Source organism: Amycolatopsis sp. 195334CR (assembly GCF_017309385.1).
Classification (GTDB): Bacteria; Actinomycetota; Actinomycetes; order Mycobacteriales; family Pseudonocardiaceae; genus Amycolatopsis.
The window spans coordinates 456,765-474,012 of record NZ_JAFJMJ010000003.1; the positions used below are offsets into that span (position 1 = coordinate 456,765).

General features: G+C 70.8%; 14 protein-coding genes. 10 read left to right on the top strand and 4 right to left on the bottom strand.

Annotated elements, in window-relative coordinates; translation table 11 throughout:
* Window positions 1–2 precede the first annotated feature (2 nt).
* From JYK18_RS39215 to JYK18_RS39240, 6 genes are read left to right on the top strand one after another with little or no spacing between them, the layout of a single operon-like run.
* Window positions 3–770 carry an HpcH/HpaI aldolase/citrate lyase family protein gene (locus JYK18_RS39215; protein ID WP_206808903.1) on the top strand — a complete coding sequence of 256 codons (768 nt, stop codon included), beginning with the start codon at window positions 3–5 and terminating at the stop codon, window positions 768–770.
* The gene (locus tag JYK18_RS39220) at window positions 767–1,936 is read left to right on the top strand and encodes a sialidase family protein (RefSeq protein WP_206808904.1); all 1,170 of its coding nucleotides are present in this window, start codon (window positions 767–769) and stop codon (window positions 1,934–1,936) included. The genes JYK18_RS39215 and JYK18_RS39220 overlap by 4 nt, the downstream gene beginning before the upstream one ends.
* Window positions 1,933–2,874, top strand: a complete 942-nt coding sequence (locus JYK18_RS39225; protein ID WP_206808906.1) for a phosphoglycerate dehydrogenase — start codon at window positions 1,933–1,935, stop codon at window positions 2,872–2,874. The genes JYK18_RS39220 and JYK18_RS39225 overlap by 4 nt, the downstream gene beginning before the upstream one ends.
* A gap of 25 nt (window positions 2,875–2,899) precedes the next feature.
* A complete protein-coding gene (locus tag JYK18_RS39230; protein ID WP_206808907.1) occupies window positions 2,900–4,060 on the top strand; it encodes an enolase C-terminal domain-like protein in 1,161 nt (386 codons plus the stop codon).
* Window positions 4,057–5,451, top strand: a complete 1,395-nt coding sequence (locus tag JYK18_RS39235) for an Nramp family divalent metal transporter (RefSeq protein WP_307796261.1) — start codon at window positions 4,057–4,059, stop codon at window positions 5,449–5,451. The genes JYK18_RS39230 and JYK18_RS39235 overlap by 4 nt, the downstream gene beginning before the upstream one ends.
* Before the next feature lie 12 nt (window positions 5,452–5,463).
* Window positions 5,464–6,210 carry a class I SAM-dependent methyltransferase gene (locus JYK18_RS39240; protein ID WP_206808908.1) on the top strand — a complete coding sequence of 249 codons (747 nt, stop codon included), beginning with the start codon at window positions 5,464–5,466 and terminating at the stop codon, window positions 6,208–6,210.
* Here JYK18_RS39240 and JYK18_RS39245 read toward each other — a convergent pair.
* Entirely contained in the window at window positions 6,185–8,272 is a 2,088-nt protein-coding gene (locus JYK18_RS39245; protein WP_206808909.1) for a discoidin domain-containing protein, read from the bottom strand. The two genes, JYK18_RS39240 and JYK18_RS39245, sit on opposite strands and share 26 nt — an antisense overlap.
* A gap of 151 nt (window positions 8,273–8,423) precedes the next feature.
* Between JYK18_RS39245 and JYK18_RS39250 the strand changes: the two genes are divergently transcribed.
* Complete coding sequence (locus JYK18_RS39250; RefSeq protein WP_206808910.1) at window positions 8,424–8,813, top strand: RidA family protein; 390 nt, start codon at window positions 8,424–8,426, stop codon at window positions 8,811–8,813.
* Here JYK18_RS39250 and JYK18_RS39255 read toward each other — a convergent pair.
* Window positions 8,810–9,337 carry a GNAT family N-acetyltransferase gene (locus JYK18_RS39255; protein WP_206808911.1) on the bottom strand — a complete coding sequence of 176 codons (528 nt, stop codon included), beginning with the start codon at window positions 9,335–9,337 and terminating at the stop codon, window positions 8,810–8,812. The genes JYK18_RS39250 and JYK18_RS39255 overlap by 4 nt on opposite strands.
* Window positions 9,338–9,347: 10 nt before the next feature.
* Window positions 9,348–9,713 carry a DUF4345 family protein gene (locus JYK18_RS39260; RefSeq protein WP_206808912.1) on the bottom strand — a complete coding sequence of 122 codons (366 nt, stop codon included), beginning with the start codon at window positions 9,711–9,713 and terminating at the stop codon, window positions 9,348–9,350.
* 45 nt (window positions 9,714–9,758) lie between these two features.
* Between JYK18_RS39260 and JYK18_RS39265 the strand changes: the two genes are divergently transcribed.
* Genes JYK18_RS39265 through JYK18_RS39275 form a run of 3 tightly spaced genes read left to right on the top strand, consistent with a single transcriptional unit; the run spans window position 9,759 to window position 15,571 of the window.
* Window positions 9,759–10,520 (top strand): AraC family transcriptional regulator, encoded by a 762-nt coding sequence (locus JYK18_RS39265; RefSeq protein WP_242583967.1) that lies wholly within the window; start codon window positions 9,759–9,761, stop codon window positions 10,518–10,520.
* Between the two features lie 44 nt (window positions 10,521–10,564).
* Entirely contained in the window at window positions 10,565–15,016 is a 4,452-nt protein-coding gene (locus tag JYK18_RS39270) for an RHS repeat-associated core domain-containing protein (protein ID WP_206808915.1), read from the top strand.
* Window positions 15,017–15,043: 27 nt separating this feature from the next.
* Window positions 15,044–15,571: an Imm15 family immunity protein gene (locus JYK18_RS39275; protein ID WP_206808917.1), complete on the top strand. Its 528-nt coding sequence runs from the start codon at window positions 15,044–15,046 to the stop codon at window positions 15,569–15,571.
* 74 nt (window positions 15,572–15,645) lie between these two features.
* On the opposite strand, the gene JYK18_RS39280 is transcribed toward JYK18_RS39275, so the two are convergent.
* Window positions 15,646–17,118 carry a serine/threonine-protein kinase gene (locus JYK18_RS39280; protein ID WP_206808918.1) on the bottom strand — a complete coding sequence of 491 codons (1,473 nt, stop codon included), beginning with the start codon at window positions 17,116–17,118 and terminating at the stop codon, window positions 15,646–15,648.
* Window positions 17,119–17,248: the final 130 nt, after the last annotated feature.

Here is a 17,248-nt window from a genome sequence, read left to right on the forward strand (position 1 = left end):
CCATGAGCGCACTGGAATTCGCCCGCAAGGTCCGGAGCCGGCAGCAGGCCGTCGGGTACTGGGTGGTGCTCGACGACCCGATCGCCACCGAACGGCTCGGCCGCCTCGGTTACGACTACGTGGCCGTGGACGCCCAGCACGGGCTGATCGCCTACGAGGGCATCCGCAACGCGATGCTGGCGATCGACGCCGGGGCCACGTCGGCGGCCATGGTGCGGGTCGAGCAGAACGACCCGTTCGCCATCGGCCGGGTGCTCGACGCCGGGGCGACCGGGGTGATCGTTCCGTTGATCGACAACGCCGAGGACGCCGCGGCGGCCGTGCGCGCCGCGCGGTACCCACCCGAGGGCCGCCGGTCGTACGGGCCGATGCGGTCGCAGCTGCGCGTTGGCCCGACCCCCGCGGTGGCCAACGAATCCGTGCTGGTGCTGGCGATGATCGAGACGCCGGAAGGGCTGGACAACGTCGACGAGATCGCCGCGACGCCCGGCGTCGACGGACTGTACGTCGGCCCGTCCGACCTTCGCCTCGCCGTGGGCGGGGCCACCTCGACCGATCCGGCCGTCGACGAGGTTTTCGAGCAGGCGGTGGAAAAGATCGCCAAGGCGGCCGAATCGGCGGGCATCGCGGCGGGCATCCACACCCCGGCCGGCGAGGTCGCGAAGCGGCGGCTGGCGCAGGGGTACACCTTCGCCACGGTGGCCTGTGACCTCGTGCACCTGGAGCAGGCGGCCAGGGCGCACCTGCGGGCCGCGCGGGGTGAGCAGTGAAGCTGACCGAAGCCGGGCCCGGTCGTGTCGAGGCCCGGCTCACCGCGTCGACCGCGCAGTCCCACGCGGCCAATCTCGCCGTGCTGCCCGGTGGCGACCTCGGTTGCGTGTGGTTCGGCGGCACCCAGGAAGGCGTGCACGACATCCGGATCTGGTTCTCCCGGCTGGCGCCCGACGGTGACACCTGGTCGGAACCGGTCGCGCTGACCGGTGATCCCGAACGCTCCGAGCAGAACCCCGTGTTGTTCACCGCGCCGGACGGCGAGCTGTGGCTGTTCTGGACCGCGCAGCACGCGGGCCGCCAGGACACCGCCGAGGTCCGGGCGCGCCGGTCCGCCGACGGCGGCCGGACCTGGGGCGAACCCCGGGTCCTGCTCCCGGCGAGCCCCACCGGCGGGGTGTTCGTCCGGCAGCCGCCGCTGGTCACCGCGTCCGGTACCTGGCTGCTGCCCGCGTTCTGCTGCCTCACCCCGGCCACCGGCACCTGGTCCGGCGGCGACGACACCAGCGCGGTGTTCGCCAGCGAGGACGCGGGCGCCACCTGGACCCGGTACGACGTGCCGGGCAGCCGCGGCTCGGTGCACATGAACGTGCTGCCCGCCGAACACGGGTTCGTGGCGTTCTACCGGAGCCGCTTCGCCGACGTGATCCGGACGAGCACCTCGCCGGATGGTCTCAAGTGGACCGAGCCGGAACCGACCTCGTTGCCGAACAACAACTCCTCGGTGCAGGCGACCCGGCTCGCCGACGGCGGGCTGGCGCTGGTCTACAACGCGAGCAGCGCCGCCGACGCCACCCACCGGCGTGCCGGGTTGTACGACGAGGTGGACGACACCGGCGCGCTCGGCGGTGAAGAACGCCCGGCCGTGCCCGTTTCCGGTGACACCGGCGACCGGGAAGCGTTCTGGGGTGCGCCTCGCGCGCCGCTCGCGCTCGCCACCTCATCCGACGACGGCCGGGCCTGGCACCGCCACCCGGATCTCGCCACGGGCGACGGGTACTGCCTGACCAACAACTCCCGCGACGGCGTCAACCGGGAGCTGTCGTACCCGTCGATCGCGCAGGACGACCGGGGCCGGGTGCACGTGGCCTTCACCCACCACCGCTCATCGATCCAGTACGTCCGGCTCGACGCGGACTGGCCCGGCTGGCGGGAGCACGCATGAGCCTGACCCTGATCACCACGCCGACCTTCGGCCGGTACTCCGAGGAACCGTGGAACATGCTGCGCGAGGCCGGGGTCCGCGCCGAACGACCGCGGGAGGACGGCGCGCTACCACGTGCCGACCTGTTCGCCCGGTTGTCCGAAGTGGACGCCCTGATCGTCGGGCTCGACCCGATCGACCGCGAGGTGTTCGAGGCGGCACCACGGCTGAAGGTCGTCGCGAAGCACGGCGTGGGGTACGACAACATCGATCTCGACGCCGCCCGCGACCACGGCGTCCGGGTGGTCTACGCCCCCGGCAGCAATTCGCGCGCGGTCGCCGAACTGACCTTCGGCTTGCTGCTCGACGTGGCCCGCGGGATCGCCGAGAACGACCGAGCCGTGCGCGCGGGCCGGTGGCCGAAGACCTTCGGCGGTGAGCTGGCCGGGCGCAGCCTCGGCATCGTCGGCTTCGGCCGGATCGGGCGGATGATCGCCGGGTACGCGAGCGCGTTCGGCATGACCGTGGTGGCGCGCGACCCGTTCCTGCCCGCCGACGCCTTCGGTGCCGTGCCGTCCGCCGATCTGGAGACCACTTTGGACAGTGATGTGGTCAGCCTGCACCTGCCCGCGGTGCCCGGTGCGCCGCCGCTGCTGGACCGCGCCCGGCTGACCGCGATGCGGCCCGGCGCGATCCTGCTCAACGCCGCCCGCGGCGGGCTGGTCGACGAGGTGGCCGCCGCCGAACTGCTGCACAGCGGGCACCTCGGCGGCGCGGGCTTCGACGCGTTCGCCGTCGAGCCGCTCGCGGGCAGCCCGCTGCTGACCGCGCCCAACGTGGTGCTGACCGCGCACATCGGCGCGTGCACCAGGGAAGCCAACGCCGCGATGGGCACCGCCGTGGCCGAAGGCGTGCTGCGCGTGCTCGACGGAGCCGAGCCACGCCACGCCGCCGTCTGAACTCCCCCACCCCGCAAAGGAAATCATGAAGATCGAGCGCGTCCGCATCGACAAGGCCAAGTTCGACATGGTCGACTTCGCCAAGCACCCGACCGGGTTCTCCCTGGTGTACACCCCGGGCAGCCGCAAGCCGACCAGCGCCTACGCGATCCGGGTCTACACCGACGAAGGCGTGGTCGGGCAGTACGTCGGCGGCAACTCGATCGCCGCGGCGCAGGTGGGCATGTTCGGCGACTACCTGATCGGCAAGGACCCGCTGCAGCGCGAGCTGATCTACAACGACGTCAAACGGCAGCTGCGCAAGTTCGACAAGATGGGCATGGGCTTCGTCGACATCGCGCTGTGGGACCTGGCGGGCCGCACGCACGGCGCGTCCATCCGCACCCTGCTCGGCGGTTGGAAGACCCGGCTGCCCGCGTACGCCTCGACCGCCGCCGGCGACCGCAACGGCGGGCTGGACAGCCCCGAGGCGTACGCCGATTTCGCGGTGGCCTGCAAGGAACTCGGGTACCGCGCGTACAAGCTGCACGTCTGGGACGAGTACGACGTGCCGGAGGTCGTCCGGACCATCACCAAGGTGCGGGAGGCCGTCGGCCCCGAGATGGACCTGATGCTCGACCCCGGCTGCAAGCTGGAGACCTTCGCGCACGCGGTGCAGGTCGGCCGCGCCTGCGACGAGGCGAACTTCCTGTGGCTGGAGGATCCCTACAAGGACACCGGCATCTCGGTGTTCGGGCACAAGCGGCTGCGCGAGCTGATCCGCACTCCCCTGTTGCAGACCGAACACGTGCGCGGCCTGGAGCAGCACGTCGACTTCGCCATCGGCGGCGGCACCGACTTCGTGCGCGCCGACGCCGAGTACGACGGCGGCATCACCGGCGCGGTGAAGATCGCGCACGCCACCGAGGGCCTCGGCCTGGACGTCGAACTGCACACACCCGGCCCGGCGCAACGGCAGCTGATGGCCTCCCTGCGCAACACCAACTACTACGAAATGTCCTTCGTGCACCCCAAATCCAGTGAGATCGGGCGCAGTCAGCTGATCTACGCCGACGACTACCGCGACGGCCTCACCGCGATCGGCGCCGACGGCTGCGTGCCGGTCCCCGAAGGCCACGGCCTCGGCGTCACCTACGACTGGGAAGCCATCGAGGCGCACACCGTCGACACCGTGGAGTTCTCGTGACCACGGCCACGAAGGGCGACCTGTACGCGCTCAGCGCGGACGACGTGCGGGAGCCGCCTGCCACCCTGCGCGGGCGGCTGCGCTACCTCGGTCCCGGCATGATCCTGTCCGCCGCGGTGGTGGGTTCCGGCGAGCTGATCCTGACCACCTCGCTGGGCGCCCGCGCGGGCTTCGCGTTGCTGTGGCTGATCATCGTGGCCACCACGGTGAAGGTCTGGGTGCAGATGGAGCTGGGCAGGCTCACCGTGCTGTCCGGGCGGCCCGCGCTGGAGGCGTTCAGCGACGTCCCGCCCCGCACGCGGCGCGGCAGCTGGATCAACTACCTGTGGATCGGCATGGACTTCGCCAAGATGTTCCAGCGCGGCGGGATCATCGGCGGCACGGCGGCCGCCTGCTCGGTGCTGTGGCCGATCGCCGGCGAGCCGCTGAGCTCGACCTCCACCGCGGTGTGGACGGTGATCATCGTGGTGGTCACCATCGCGCTGCTGCAGAGCAGCCGGTACTCGGTGGTGGAGACCGCTTCGGTGATCGCGGTCGCGTTGTTCACCATGGTGACCGTCGGCCTGGCGCTGGCACTGCCGTTCACCCAGTTCGGCTGGGACGCCGGGGACATCGCGGGCGGGCTGGAACTGGCCGTGCCCGCCGGGGCGCTCGGGCTGGCGGTCGCGATGTTCGGCTCCACCGGCGTCGGCGCGGACGAGATGACCACCTACACCTACTGGTGCATCGAGAAGGGTTATGCCCGGTGGACCGGGCCCGCCGACGGCTCAGCCGAACGCGACCGCCGCGCCGAGGGCTGGCTCAAGGTGATGCGGCTGGACGTGGCGGTGTCGTGGCTGGTCTGCACCCTGTGCACGCTGTCGTTCTACGTCATCGGCGCGGCCGTGCTGAACCCGCAGCAGCTGGTGCCGCAGGGCAACGCGATGATCACCACGCTGTCCAGGATGTACACCGACACCCTCGGCCCGTGGGCGGAGGTGGTGTTCCTGGTCGGCGCGATCGCGGTGCTGTTCTCCACCAACGTCGGGTCCACCGCGAGCGTGCCGCGCCTGTGGACGAACACGCTCGGCGTGCTGGGCGTGCTGAACTGGCGCGACCCGGCGGTCCGGCGGCGCACGATCCGGGTGCTGACGTTCTGCTTCCCGCCGCTGTGGGCCTCGTTCTTCCTGTTCGTCCAGTCACCGGTGCTGATGGTGCAGATCGGCGGGATCGGCTCGGGCGTGTTCCTGATCGCGGTGGTGATCGCCGTGTGGTACCTGCGCTCGCGCGAACCCGACAAGCGGTTCCGGCCGAACCCGGTGCTCACCGGCGCGCTGGTGCTGAGCAGCCTGGCGATCATGGCGCTCGGGGCGTATTCCGCGCTGGAGGTCTTCGGCGTCTCGATCGGCTGACATGCTGGCGGCATGGAACTCTACGACCGGATCGGGACCGGCTACTCGCTCGGGCGCCGCACCGACCCGCGGTGGATGGCCGCCGTGCTCGGGGCACTCGGTGCCGCGCGCACGGTGGCCGACGTCGGTGCCGGGACCGGTTCGTACGAACCGGACGACCGGGCGGTGTTCGCCGTGGAGCCGTCGTCCGCGATGATCCGGCAGCGCCCGCCGTCCGCGAGCCCCGCCGTGCGCGCGGTCGCCGAGGCGCTGCCGATCCGCGACCAGGCCGTCGACGCCGCGCTGGCCGTGCTCACCGTGCACCACTGGACCGACTGGCGGGCCGGGCTCGCCGAGCTGCGGCGGATCGCGCCACGGCAGGTCGTGCTCGCCTACGACACCCGGCGCCACACCGAGTTCTGGTTCGTCCGCGAGTACGTGCCCGAGATCGCCGCGCTGGAACTCAGCCGTCCGTCCGCCGAGGACATCGCCGACGAGCTCGGCGCGGACAGCGTCACCGCGCTGCCCGTGCCGTGGGACTTCACCGACGGCGTGTTCCCGGCCTACTGGCGCCGCCCGGCGGCCTACCTCGATCCCGGTGTCCGGCGCGCGTGTTCCGCGCTGGCGCAAACCGATCCGGCCGCCGTCGACCGCGGCATCCGCCGCCTGCGGGAGGACCTGGATTCCGGGCGCTGGCAGGAACGCCACCGGGAACTGGTGGCGCTGGACGAATGGGACGCCGGTTTCCGCCTGATCACCGCCACGACTGGAACGCGGTGATGCCGACCGCTCCCCCGTCGTCGCGGACCGGGCGGACGCGCAGCGCGTCCGCGGTCACCGGCGGATCGACGAGCACGCGGTTCAGCCGTCCGCGTTCGGGGGTCGGCGGCACGCGCGTCTGCCCCGGGAGCGAAACCCATTCCCCGGCCGCGTTCCGGTATTCGACCGCGAACCGGTCCGGCGTGCGCACGCCCCCGCCGTCGTCGTAGAACGACAGGCGCAGGTCGGACACGGGCTTTGCGGCACCGAGTTCGACCGCGAGCCAGTCCTCCCGGTTCGGGCTGCCGTAGGAGGTCCAGCGCGTGGTGGGCACGTCGAGGTGGAAATCCTGACCGTCGATCGCGTCGGCCGGGGAGTCGGCGGGCCAGGTGTGCGAGGCGGTGGCCGACGGAAAGCCGGTGCCCGCCACGTTCACCAGGTCGTCGACGGCGGTGGGCAGCGACTGGGGCCGTCCCGTCTTCACCTTGAGGTCGACCGGCTTGAGGTCGGCCTGCCGGTGCACGCGCTTCCCGTCGAGCCACACGGTCAGCCCGGCGCCCTGGCCGTACCGCGTGCCGTCGCGGTCCCAGGCCACCGAGAGGTTCCGCCCGTGGTAAGGCACGTTCTCCACGGCGAAGTGGTCCCAGTCGGCGGGCACCAGCGGCGCCAGCCGGGCCCGCTCGCCCTCCTGCGGCCGGATCCCCAGCAGGCCGGAGAGCACCAGGTCGTTGAAGGTGGAGTGGTTGTAGTCCTCGCTGTGCCCGGGGCTGTCGTAGAGCCAGCGGTCCTCGTCGGGGTGGTGCGCCTCGGCCACGTACGGCACGCCGTTCTTGCGCTGGGTGGCCGCGTAACCCCGGAGCAGCCGGACGTAGTCGTCACGGTCCACAGAGGACTGCGCCGGGTAGTCGATCAGCAGGTTGGCCAGTGCGGTGAGCGTCTGGCTGGTGGCGAACGGCCAGCTCGGCCCGGACCAGCGGCAGCAGCCGAGCAGCGCGTCGTGCATGAACCACGGGCTGCGCCGTTCCACCGTGGTCGGCCCGAACGCCGCGGCGAACCCCGCCGGATCGGTCAGCTGCGCCCACGCGGCCGAGTTCGCCGCCGGCGCCATGTGGAAGTACCAGGGTATGAAGCCGATCTGCTCACGGTCTTCGAGCTGCTCACGGCCGGGATTGCCGTCTCGCATCACGTGCTTGTAGAACTGCGCGTCCGCGTCCCAGAGGTGGCTTTCCATCGCGGCTTTCAACGCGTTGGCGTCGTTCTCGTAGTCCTTGGCCTGGCGGCGGTCACCGCGCATCCGGAGCAGGCTCGCGATCGCCTTGGCGTCGCCGTACTGGTAGGCGTTCAGCGTGGGGCGGAAGCCCTCGCCGCCGTGGTAGGGGTCGTCGCTCTGGTACGAGCTGGCGGTGTACTCCATCGCGTCCCACACCGGGACCTGCCAGTACAGCCCGAGTTCGGCGTTGAACTGCGGTGACCAGGTGGCCCACTGCTTCTCCAGTTCGGGCAGCCGGTCCACGGCGAAGCCGAAGCGGCCGTCCACCGAGGCGCGGGCCAGCATCGCGTCGGCGGCCCAGAACGAGTACTGGTGCGCCCAGTCGGTGGTGTTCTCGTTGAGCTGGTCGGTGGCCGGCTTGGGCCCGGCGCCGCTGCCGCGCAGCCAGTAGTCGAGGTAGTCGTCGAGGTAGCGGTGGTCGCGCAGCCAGCGGCCCTCGTACACGTGGTGCCCCGCGGCGGCGACGATCCCGCCGTGGGGTGCGGAGTAGCCGACCGGCCCGAGGAACTCCGAGACGATCCAGCCCTCGCTGGTGTACTTGAGCGCTTCCTTGTAGGTGCGCCAGCGGTAGTAGTAGGTGTCCTCGATGGTCTGGTCGGGCAGGTCGACGAACGGGATGTTGGCCTCGTACCACTCGGGTTCGACGAATCCGGCCAGCTTGGCGCGGTGGTCCAGCAGCTGCGTCCCGGCGCCCACCGCGGGGTACAGCGGCGTCGGTGCCGCCGCCGCGGCGGACGGCGAGACCACCGTCGCCGCGAGCACGGCGACCGTGGCTCCCAGCACGGACCAGCGGACACGGTGACCGAGCGGCATGAGGGCTCCCGTTTTCACCAGAGCCGCAGCTCTGCGCCATGTTGTGTGGTTTTGTTTATAGCTGTTCGGTTCAGTCTTGTAAACGGGCCAGCCAGTCGAACCGACGGGCCTTCGTTGACCTCCAGCGTGGTGGAGCTAGCAGAATCGCGGCATGTCGCACACCATCGTGAATCCCGCGGGTCTCGCCGATCCCGTTCCCTACGGCTACAGCCACGTCGCCCGCACCGACGGCGGGCTGGTCTTCGTCGCGGGCCAGTGGGCCGCGGGCACCGACGGCCACCTCATCGACGGCGACTTCGCCGCGCAGGTGCGCCAGTCCTTCGCGAACCTGAAGATCGCGCTCGCCGCCTCGGGGCTCGGCTTCGAGTCCGTGGTGCGCCTCGGCACCTACATCGTCGACCACGACGAGGAAAAACTGACCGTGCTCGGCTCGCAGATCGCCGGGATCTGGGGCGGCAAACCGCCGACGCAAACCCTGCTGGGCGTGGCGAAACTGGCCCTGCCCGGCATGCTCTTCGAGGTCGACGCGGTGGCGGTCTAGTCCACCAGCTCGCCTTCGAGCACGCTCATCAGGAGCATGTCGTGCCACCGGCCGTCGCGGAAGAAGCTTTCGCGTTGCCGTCCTTCTTCGACGAAGCCGAGTTTCCGGTACACGTGGCAGGCACCGGCGTTCTCCGCGACCACCCACAGGCTGATGCCGTGCAGTCGCATCGAGTCGAAGCCGTAGCGGCACAGCACGCGGACGGCGTCGGTGCCGTAACCGCCACCGCGGAACTCCGCCTCACCGACGAAGATCGTCAGCTCGGCCCGGCCGGATTCGGGCTCGGCGCCGGTCAGCGCGGCGACGCCGATGGCCCGCCCCTCGGCCAGCGTCTCCACGCAGAGCGTCAGGTCGCCGTAGGTGTTGTGACTCCGTTCCTCGCACCGCTTGAGCACCTGCGCCCGCGACAGCGGGTAGTCGTTGACCATCCACCGGCCGACTTCGGGGTCCTCGTTCCAGCGGTGCAGGACCTCGGCGTCCGACGGTTCGAGTGCGCGCAGTTTCACCAGTTTTCCGGTCAGCACCCCGTCAAGCCTAGCCCGCGGCGAACAGCAGCCCGGCCGCGAACGCCTCCACCACGAAGTAGAACCAGATCGGGTAGAACGAAGTGCCTTTGTCGACGAGCCGGGAAAGCACCCGGCCCACCGCCATTCCGGCCAGCGCGATCCCGACGGTGACCACCACCCCGCGCCGGAACTCACCGCCGTCGGCCACCGCGAGCACCAGCACCGCGGCGATGGCGAGGCCGAACCCGCCGTAGACCGCGCGGATCTCCGACCGGCTCTCCGGCGCGTCGACGGTGAGGCGGAACGGGCGGGCCAGCGCGGCCGGGGCGGCGAGCGCGTAGGCACCCATGGCAAGGAAGAAGGCGGCCACCCCGAGGGGCACGATCGTGGTCATGGGCGCTCCTGTTCCGCGGTGCCGGGCTGTGCCAGCATGCTGGTGATGACCAACGCGGCGCTTCCGGAAACGTGCTGCCCCGAGGCGGTGCTGTGGGCCGGGATGGGGCGAGCGGCCTACCTCGGGCCGTCGCTGCGGTTGCGCGCGCACTCGGGTTCGGTGCACTGCTTCGCGCTCGGGGTCGACGGGCCGTTCACCGTGCGGGCCGGTGGCGTCGAACGCCGGGTGCGCAGTGCCCTGATCCCGGCGCGCACGCGGAACCAGATCGTTTCGGACGGCCGGATGCTGTTCCTCTACCGCGATCCGAGCGCCGCCTGGCTGGCGGGCATCCGCGCGAAGATGACCGCACTGCCCCCGCTCCACGTCGACCACGAGGACGAAGCCGCTCTGGCGCGGGAGGCGAAGGACGGCCGGTTGCCGATCTCGGTGCTCGGTCCTTCCGGCGAGGTGTCGGATTCCCGCGTCCACGCGGCGCTGGAGCTCCTGCGGACCGATCCCGGTGGCCGCTTGACGGCCGCGGAGGTGGCGGCTGCGGTGCACCTGTCGCCGTCGCGCTTCCAGCACCTGTTCTCGGCGGAGACGGGCACGAGCTTCCGGCGCTACCGGCTGTGGGCGCGCATGCAGCACGTCGGGGCCGCGGTCAGCCGGGGCACCACGCTGACCCAGGCGGCCACGGACGCCGGCTTCGCCTCGTCGGCCCACTTCAGCGACAGCTTCCGCGACATGTTCGGCCTCAGTGCCAGCCGCCTGCTCACCCCTGCCACCCGGCTGGTCGTGGAAACTTCCGCGGCGGGGGAACCGAACTGACCCCTCCGGACGTCGGACAGGCGCGTCGAAGGAGGGGATGAGCCGTGCCCGAAGGAAATCCGCTGGTCGCCCAAGCGCAGTCGCAGACGACCGGGGTCACGGGGATCGGGATCGCCGAGTCCGCGGTCGATCTGGCCAACGGCGTGTCGGATGGTTCGTGGGTCGAAGCCGGACTCGGGGCGGTCGGGGTCGGGCTCGAAGTGCTCTCCCTGGTCGTCGATCCCATCGGCACCCTCGCCTCCTATGGCGTGTCCTGGCTGATCGAGCATGTGCAGCCGTTGAAGGAAGCGCTCGACTGGCTGGCGGGTGATCCGCCGGTCATCCAGTCGTTCTCCGACACCTGGGCCAACGTCGCCGCCGAAGTCAACGCCATCGCCGGAGACCTGGGCAACGAAGTCACCAACGGCACCGCCGGCTGGCAAGGCGAAGGCGCCGAGGCCTACCGAGGCGCGGCTGCCGAGCAGGCTGATGCCCTGGCCGGGGCGGCTTCCCTCGCCGACGGGATCTCCGCCGGTGTGATGATCATGGGCACCGTCGTCGCCGCCGTCCGCGAACTCGTCCGCGACCTCGTCGCCGAGCTCGTCGGCAAGCTCATCACCTGGGCACTGGAGGCCGCGGGCACCCTCGGCTTCGCCACGCCGGTGATCGCCGTTCAAGCCACCACCGCGATCACCAAGACCATCAACAAGATCAGCGAGTTCATCCGCAAGCTGGTCAAAACCATCGGCAACGTCTCCCCGAAAATCAAGAAGATCATCGACAAACTCGGCGAGATCATCGAGAAGCTGTCGAAGATGCTGCGCAAGGGCGGCAAACCCGGCAGCAGCACCACCCCCTCCAGCACCAAGCCGAACACCACCAAAACCCCCGACACCAGCCCGAACTCCCCCGACACCACCCCCTCCGGCACCGACACCACCCCCGACAGCAGCCCCACCACCCCGGACAGCGGCAAACCCGGCAGCAACAACCCCGGCAGCGACTCCCCCAGCAACCGCCCGGACAACCCGCAGGACACCAAAACCCCGCCGGAACGCCGGTACTGCAAGGACGACCCGGTCGACGTCGTCTCCGGCGAGGTCATCCTCAGCCAGATCGATCTCGCGCTGCCCGCGGCGCTCCCGTTGGTCCTGCGCCGCGTGCACGTCTCGTCCTACCGCGCGGGCCGCGCGCTCGGCCCGAACTGGGCGTCCACAGTGGACCAGAGGCTGGAGTTCGACAGCGCCGGGATCGTCTACGTCTCCGACGACGGCACCCTGCTGACCTACCCCGTTCCGCTGGCCGACCACACGCCCGTGCTGCCCGCCGTCGGCCCCCGGTGGCCGTTGACCAGCACCGGCGACGGTTACCTGATCGGCAAGCCGGACGCCAACCAGTACCTGCACTTCGCCGGGGGCGGCAGGCTGGACGCGGTCGAGGACCGCAACCGGAACCGCATCGACTTCGACTACGCGCCCGACGGCACCCTTTCTCAGCTGCGCCACAGCGGCGGCTACCGCGTGCTCGTCGAGCAGAGCGACGGTCGGATCTCCCGGTTCCTGCTCGCCGACGAGTCCGACATCGAGGTCGTCCGGTACGAATACGACGACCGCGGCCGCCTCGCCAAGGTGTTCAACTCCTCGACCAAGGCGCTGGAGTTCCGCTACGACAGCGAGGGCCGCCTGGTCCGCTGGGACGACCGGACCGGTTCCTGGTACGGCTACCGCTACGACGCGCAGGGCCGCTGCGTGGCCAACGAAGGCGCGGGCGGTTTCCTCAACGGCACGTTCGACTACGACGCCGACGCGATGACCACCGTCTTCACCGACTCGCTCGGCGCCCGCACCACCTACCGCTACGACGAAGCACGCAACGTGGTCGAGCTGACCGACCCGCTCGGCAACGTCACCCACCAGGAGTGGAACGAACGCGACGAGCTCGTCACCCGCCGCGACCCGCTCGGCCGCATCACCCGGTTCACCTACGACGACCACGGCAACCTGGTCACCGCGACCCGGCCCGACGGCAGCCAGGGCATCGCCGAGTACAACGAGTTCGGCCTGCCCACCACTCAGGTCGACCCGGGCGGCGCGGTCTGGCGCTACGACTACGACGAGCGCGGCAACCTCGTCGCGGCCACCGAACCCTCCGGCGCGACCACCCGGTACCTGCGCGACGAGCGCGGCAACCTGGTCGGCAAGACCGATCCGCTGGGCGCCACCACCCGCCTCGAGGTCAGCGCGGCCGGGCTGCCGGTGGCGGTGACCGACGCGCTCGGCGCGACCACCCGGTACACCCGCGACCAGTTCGGCAGGCTGTCCACCATCGCCGACCCGCTGGGCAACCAGTCTTCGATCAGCTGGACGGTCGAAGGCAAGCTGCTGGCGAGGACCTACGCCGACGGCACGGTCGAGCGGTGGCGCTACGACGGCGAAGGCGCCAGGGTCGAGCACATCGACGCGCTCGGCCAGTCGACGCACACCGAGACGACCCACTTCGACCTGGTCTCGGCCATCACCGGCCCGACCGGGGCGCGCACCGAGTTCGAGTACGACACCAACCTCCAGGTCGTCGCGGTGCGGAACCCGGCGGGCCTGGTCTGGCGCTACCACTACGACGCCGCCGGGAACCGCGTCGGCGAAATCGACTACAACGGCCGCGAGCTCCGGTACACCTACGACCCGGCCGGCCAGCTGACCAGCGTGGTCAACGGCGCGGGCGAGACCACCAGCTTCGTCTACGACCAGCTCGGGCGGATCGCCGCGAAGCACAGCGGCTCGAACGTGTCCACCTTCGAGTTCGACGAAGCGGGCGCGCTGGTGCGCGCGGTCAACGCCGACGCGGAAGTGACCATGCGGCGGGACGCGAGCGGCCGGGTCGTCGCCGAGACGGTCAACGGCCGCACCATGTCCTACCGCTACGACGCCGCGGGCCGGATGGTCCACCGGCGGACCCCGTCCGGTCAGGAGAGCACCTGGGAGTTCGACCAGCTGGGCCGGGCGTCGCGCCTGGACAGCGGCGGGCGGACGCTGTCGTTCGGGTACGACGTGGCGGGCCGCGAGGTCGAGCGGCTGCTCGACACCGGCCTGATCATGGCGAGCGAGTGGGACGCCAAGCACCGCCTGGTCGGCCAGACCGTCAGCACGGTGACCGGGTACACCCGGCAGGCGACCGTGGTGCAGCAGCGGCACTACACCTACCGCGCGGACGACGCGGTGCTCGCCGTCCAGGACGCGCTCGGCGGCACGCGGAACTTCGGCGTGGACCCGATCGGCCGCATCACCGCGGTGGACGCGCCGGGCAGGCAGGAGCGCTACGCCTACGACCTCGCCGGGAACCTGGTCCGGGAGCCGTCGGCGCCGGAGGTGCCGGTGGCGCGGGCGACCGGCACGGTCGTGCACGAGAGCGGCGGCGTGCGGTACCAGTACGACCGGCAGGGCCGGGTGGTGCTGAAGCAGAAGAAGCGCCTGTCCCGCAAGCCCGACACCTGGCACTACCACTGGGACGCCGAGGACCGGCTGATCGGCGTGGTCACCCCGGACGGCACGCACTGGCGTTACCGCTACGACGCGTTCGGCCGCCGGATCGCCAAGCAGCGCCTCGGCCACGACGGTGCGGTGACCGGCCAGGTGCTGTTCAGCTGGGACGGCTCGACCGTCGCCGAACAGGTCGGCCCGCACGGGGAAGCGGTGACCTGGGACTTCGACGGCCGGAACCGCCCGGTGACGCAGATCGAGCACTCCTCGCAGGCGGAGATCGACCGGCGGTTCTACGCCATCGTGACCGACCTCGTCGGCACCCCGACCGAACTGGTCGACGACGCCGGGCAACTCGCCTGGCGCGCGCAGACCACGCTGTGGGGCGAGGCGCTCGCCGCGCTGGACCAGCGGACCGCGACCCCGCTGCGGTTCCCCGGCCAGTACCACGACGACGAAACCGGGCTGCACTACAACTTCTTCCGGTACTACGACCCGGAAACCGGGCGGTACCAGAGCAACGACCCGCTCGGCCTGTTCGGCACGCCGAACCCGCACGCCTACGTGGCGAACCCGATGCGGCTGACCGACCCGCTCGGCCTGATGACCTGCCAGGAGGCCGAGGACGCGCTCCGGAACCTCGACCCGGACGACCCGGCCAACCAGCAGGCACGCAGCGACGCGTGGAACCGCCTCTACGAGGACGCCGAGAACCACCCCGACCGGATCGCCGAGCAACAGGCGGCCGAGCGGAACCGGCTCATCCGCGAGGCGGGCCGCGATCTGCACAACAACGCGGGATCGGTGCCGAACGAGCTCCGCGGCGGACGGCTCGACGCCCCGCAGGCGAACATCCCCGGCAGCCAGTACCACGTGCAGGGCCCCGGCCGCGGCACGCCGGGGCTGAACATGGACGGCAGCTTCCACGACGGTGACCCCAACTGGAACCGGCGCACCTACGAATGGGCCTACGAGCACGGGTTCGCCTGGCCGACCGGTGGGCGCTGGGCCGGGCAGAGCCCCGGTCACCACCCGTGGTGATACCGTCCGGAATGGAGGGAGAGCCTGGTGAGCACTGAGATCGACCGGTTCGGCGAGGACTTCGAACGCCTGCTGGCCAAGGGGGATCTGCTCGATCTCGACGGGCTGATGCGTTACGACGGCTACTTCGACGAGTTGCCCCTCTACGCCACCTACGCGGACATCTCATTCTTGGACGAGCTGCCGTTGATGGAGCGCAACCGGGTGCTCGTGAAGGCCGCCGTCGCGCACCTCGGCCGGATCCTCGGGCACGCCGAAGCGTTCTACGCCGGGCGCGAGTTCGACTTCTTCTGCGCGGTGACGGTCACCGGCTGGGACTACCTTCCCGAAGGCGACCCGCTGACCCCCCGGTTCTGGCTGGCCAACCCGAGCCGGGGCGTGTTCGAGCACCTGCGGCTGCGGCCGCCGGGCAGCGAAGGCAGCACCATCGTCGCGTACCTGCTCGGTGCCGGCTCCGGTTTCCTGCTCAACGACGACATCGTGGACGGGCGGCTGGAGCGGGTGTTCGTCCAGCACCCCGAGCACCCGCTGCCGCCGGGGACGATCGAAGGCTGACGCCTCAGCCGCCGCACCGGTCGATCGAAGGCTGACGCCTCAGCCGCCGCACCGGTCGAGCGAGGGCTGACGCCTCAGCCGCGGCACCGGTCGAGCAGGGCGGCCGCTTCCTCGTTCAGTTTGGCGGCGAGTGAGCCGAACGCGTCGGTGTTGCCCGCGGCCAGGTGGTCGGCAACGTCCTGGTAGCCGTTCGCCAGGTCCTCCAGGGTCGAGTCCAGCGCGGATCCAGCGGTGTCGGCGATGGTGTCCAGCCGGTCGGCCAGCTTCCGGTAGGCGGCGGCGTTGACGTCGCGGTCGTCGCTGACGCGGGTGCTCTCCAGCGTGTCGAACGCGGCGGCTGCCTCCGAGCAGCCCTTCCAGGCGTTCCTCGTGGTGGTCGTGGTCGTGGTGGTCTTCCTGGTCGTGGCGGCGGCCTTGCGCGTGGTGGTTGTGGTGCGTTTCGTGGTGGTCGTGGTCCGTTTTGTGGTGGTCGACTTCGCGCCGAAGAACTCGCCCGCCGCGTCCATCACCCTCTCCGGTCCGACCGCGCCGAACACCGGGATCCCGATCAGCAGGGCCACGCCGAGCAGTCCACCAGCAAGCGAGCCACGATTCTTCGCCTGGGTGGGAGGCTCCTTCTTCGCCTCGCGCGGAGGCTCCACCTTCGTCTTGTGGACGGTGTAGAGCGCCGTGTCGTAGCGCTTGAACGCCCGCGTGACATCGTCGGGCAGCCACTCGCCGGGCATGCGTGGTTCCGTGTGCCCGGCGACGTCCGCCAGCACCTCCTCCAGCGACGGCCGGTCACCGGGCTCCTTGGCCAGGCAGCGCAACACGATCGACCGGAGGTCGTCCGGGCAACCGCTCAGTTCCGGTTCCTCCGACAGGATCCGGTAGAACATCGCGTCCCGGTTGCCCTCCCCGAAGGCGGGCCGCCCGGTGGCCGCGAACACCGCGAGGTGCCCCACCGCGAACACGTCGGTGGCCGCCGTCGCGGGACGGCCGCGGACCTGCTCGGGTGCCATGAACGCGGGCGTGCCGATGCTGATCCCGCTGCGCGTCAACGAGGTGGCCGCCGCCGCGTGCGCGATGCCGAAGTCGATGACCCGCGGACCGTCCTCGGCCAGCAACACGTTGGCGGGGGTCAGATCGCGGTGGACGATGTCGCACGCGTGCACCGCGGCCAGGCCCTCCGCCACCCCCGCGAGCAACCGGAACACCGTGTCCGACGGCAGCGCCCCGTGCTCCGCGACGGCCTGCCGCAACGACGGACCCGGCACGTACGCCGTGGCCAGCCACGGCACGGCCGCCTTGGCGTCGGCGTCCACCACCTCCGCGGTGTACATGCCCTGCACCCGCCGCGCGGCGGCGATCTCCTGCTCGAACCGCCGCCGGAACTCCTCGTCCTCGGCGTGCTCGGTGCGCACCACCTTGATCGCCAGCGCCCGCCCGCCGGGGCTGAACGCCAGGTACACCCGCCCCATCCCGCCGACGCCCAGCCGCGCCCGCAACCGGTAACCGCCGACCTCACCCGGATCGTCACCGGCCAGCGGGGTGAATCTGCTTTCCACCGGAAAACCCTACAATAAAAGCGCTCCCGCTAACGACTAAAATGGCGACCGAAGACCATTTCATCGAAATTTCATCGACCCCGGATAAAATGTCGGATGACGTGTGACCGGCACGGTTGATCACGGAAGG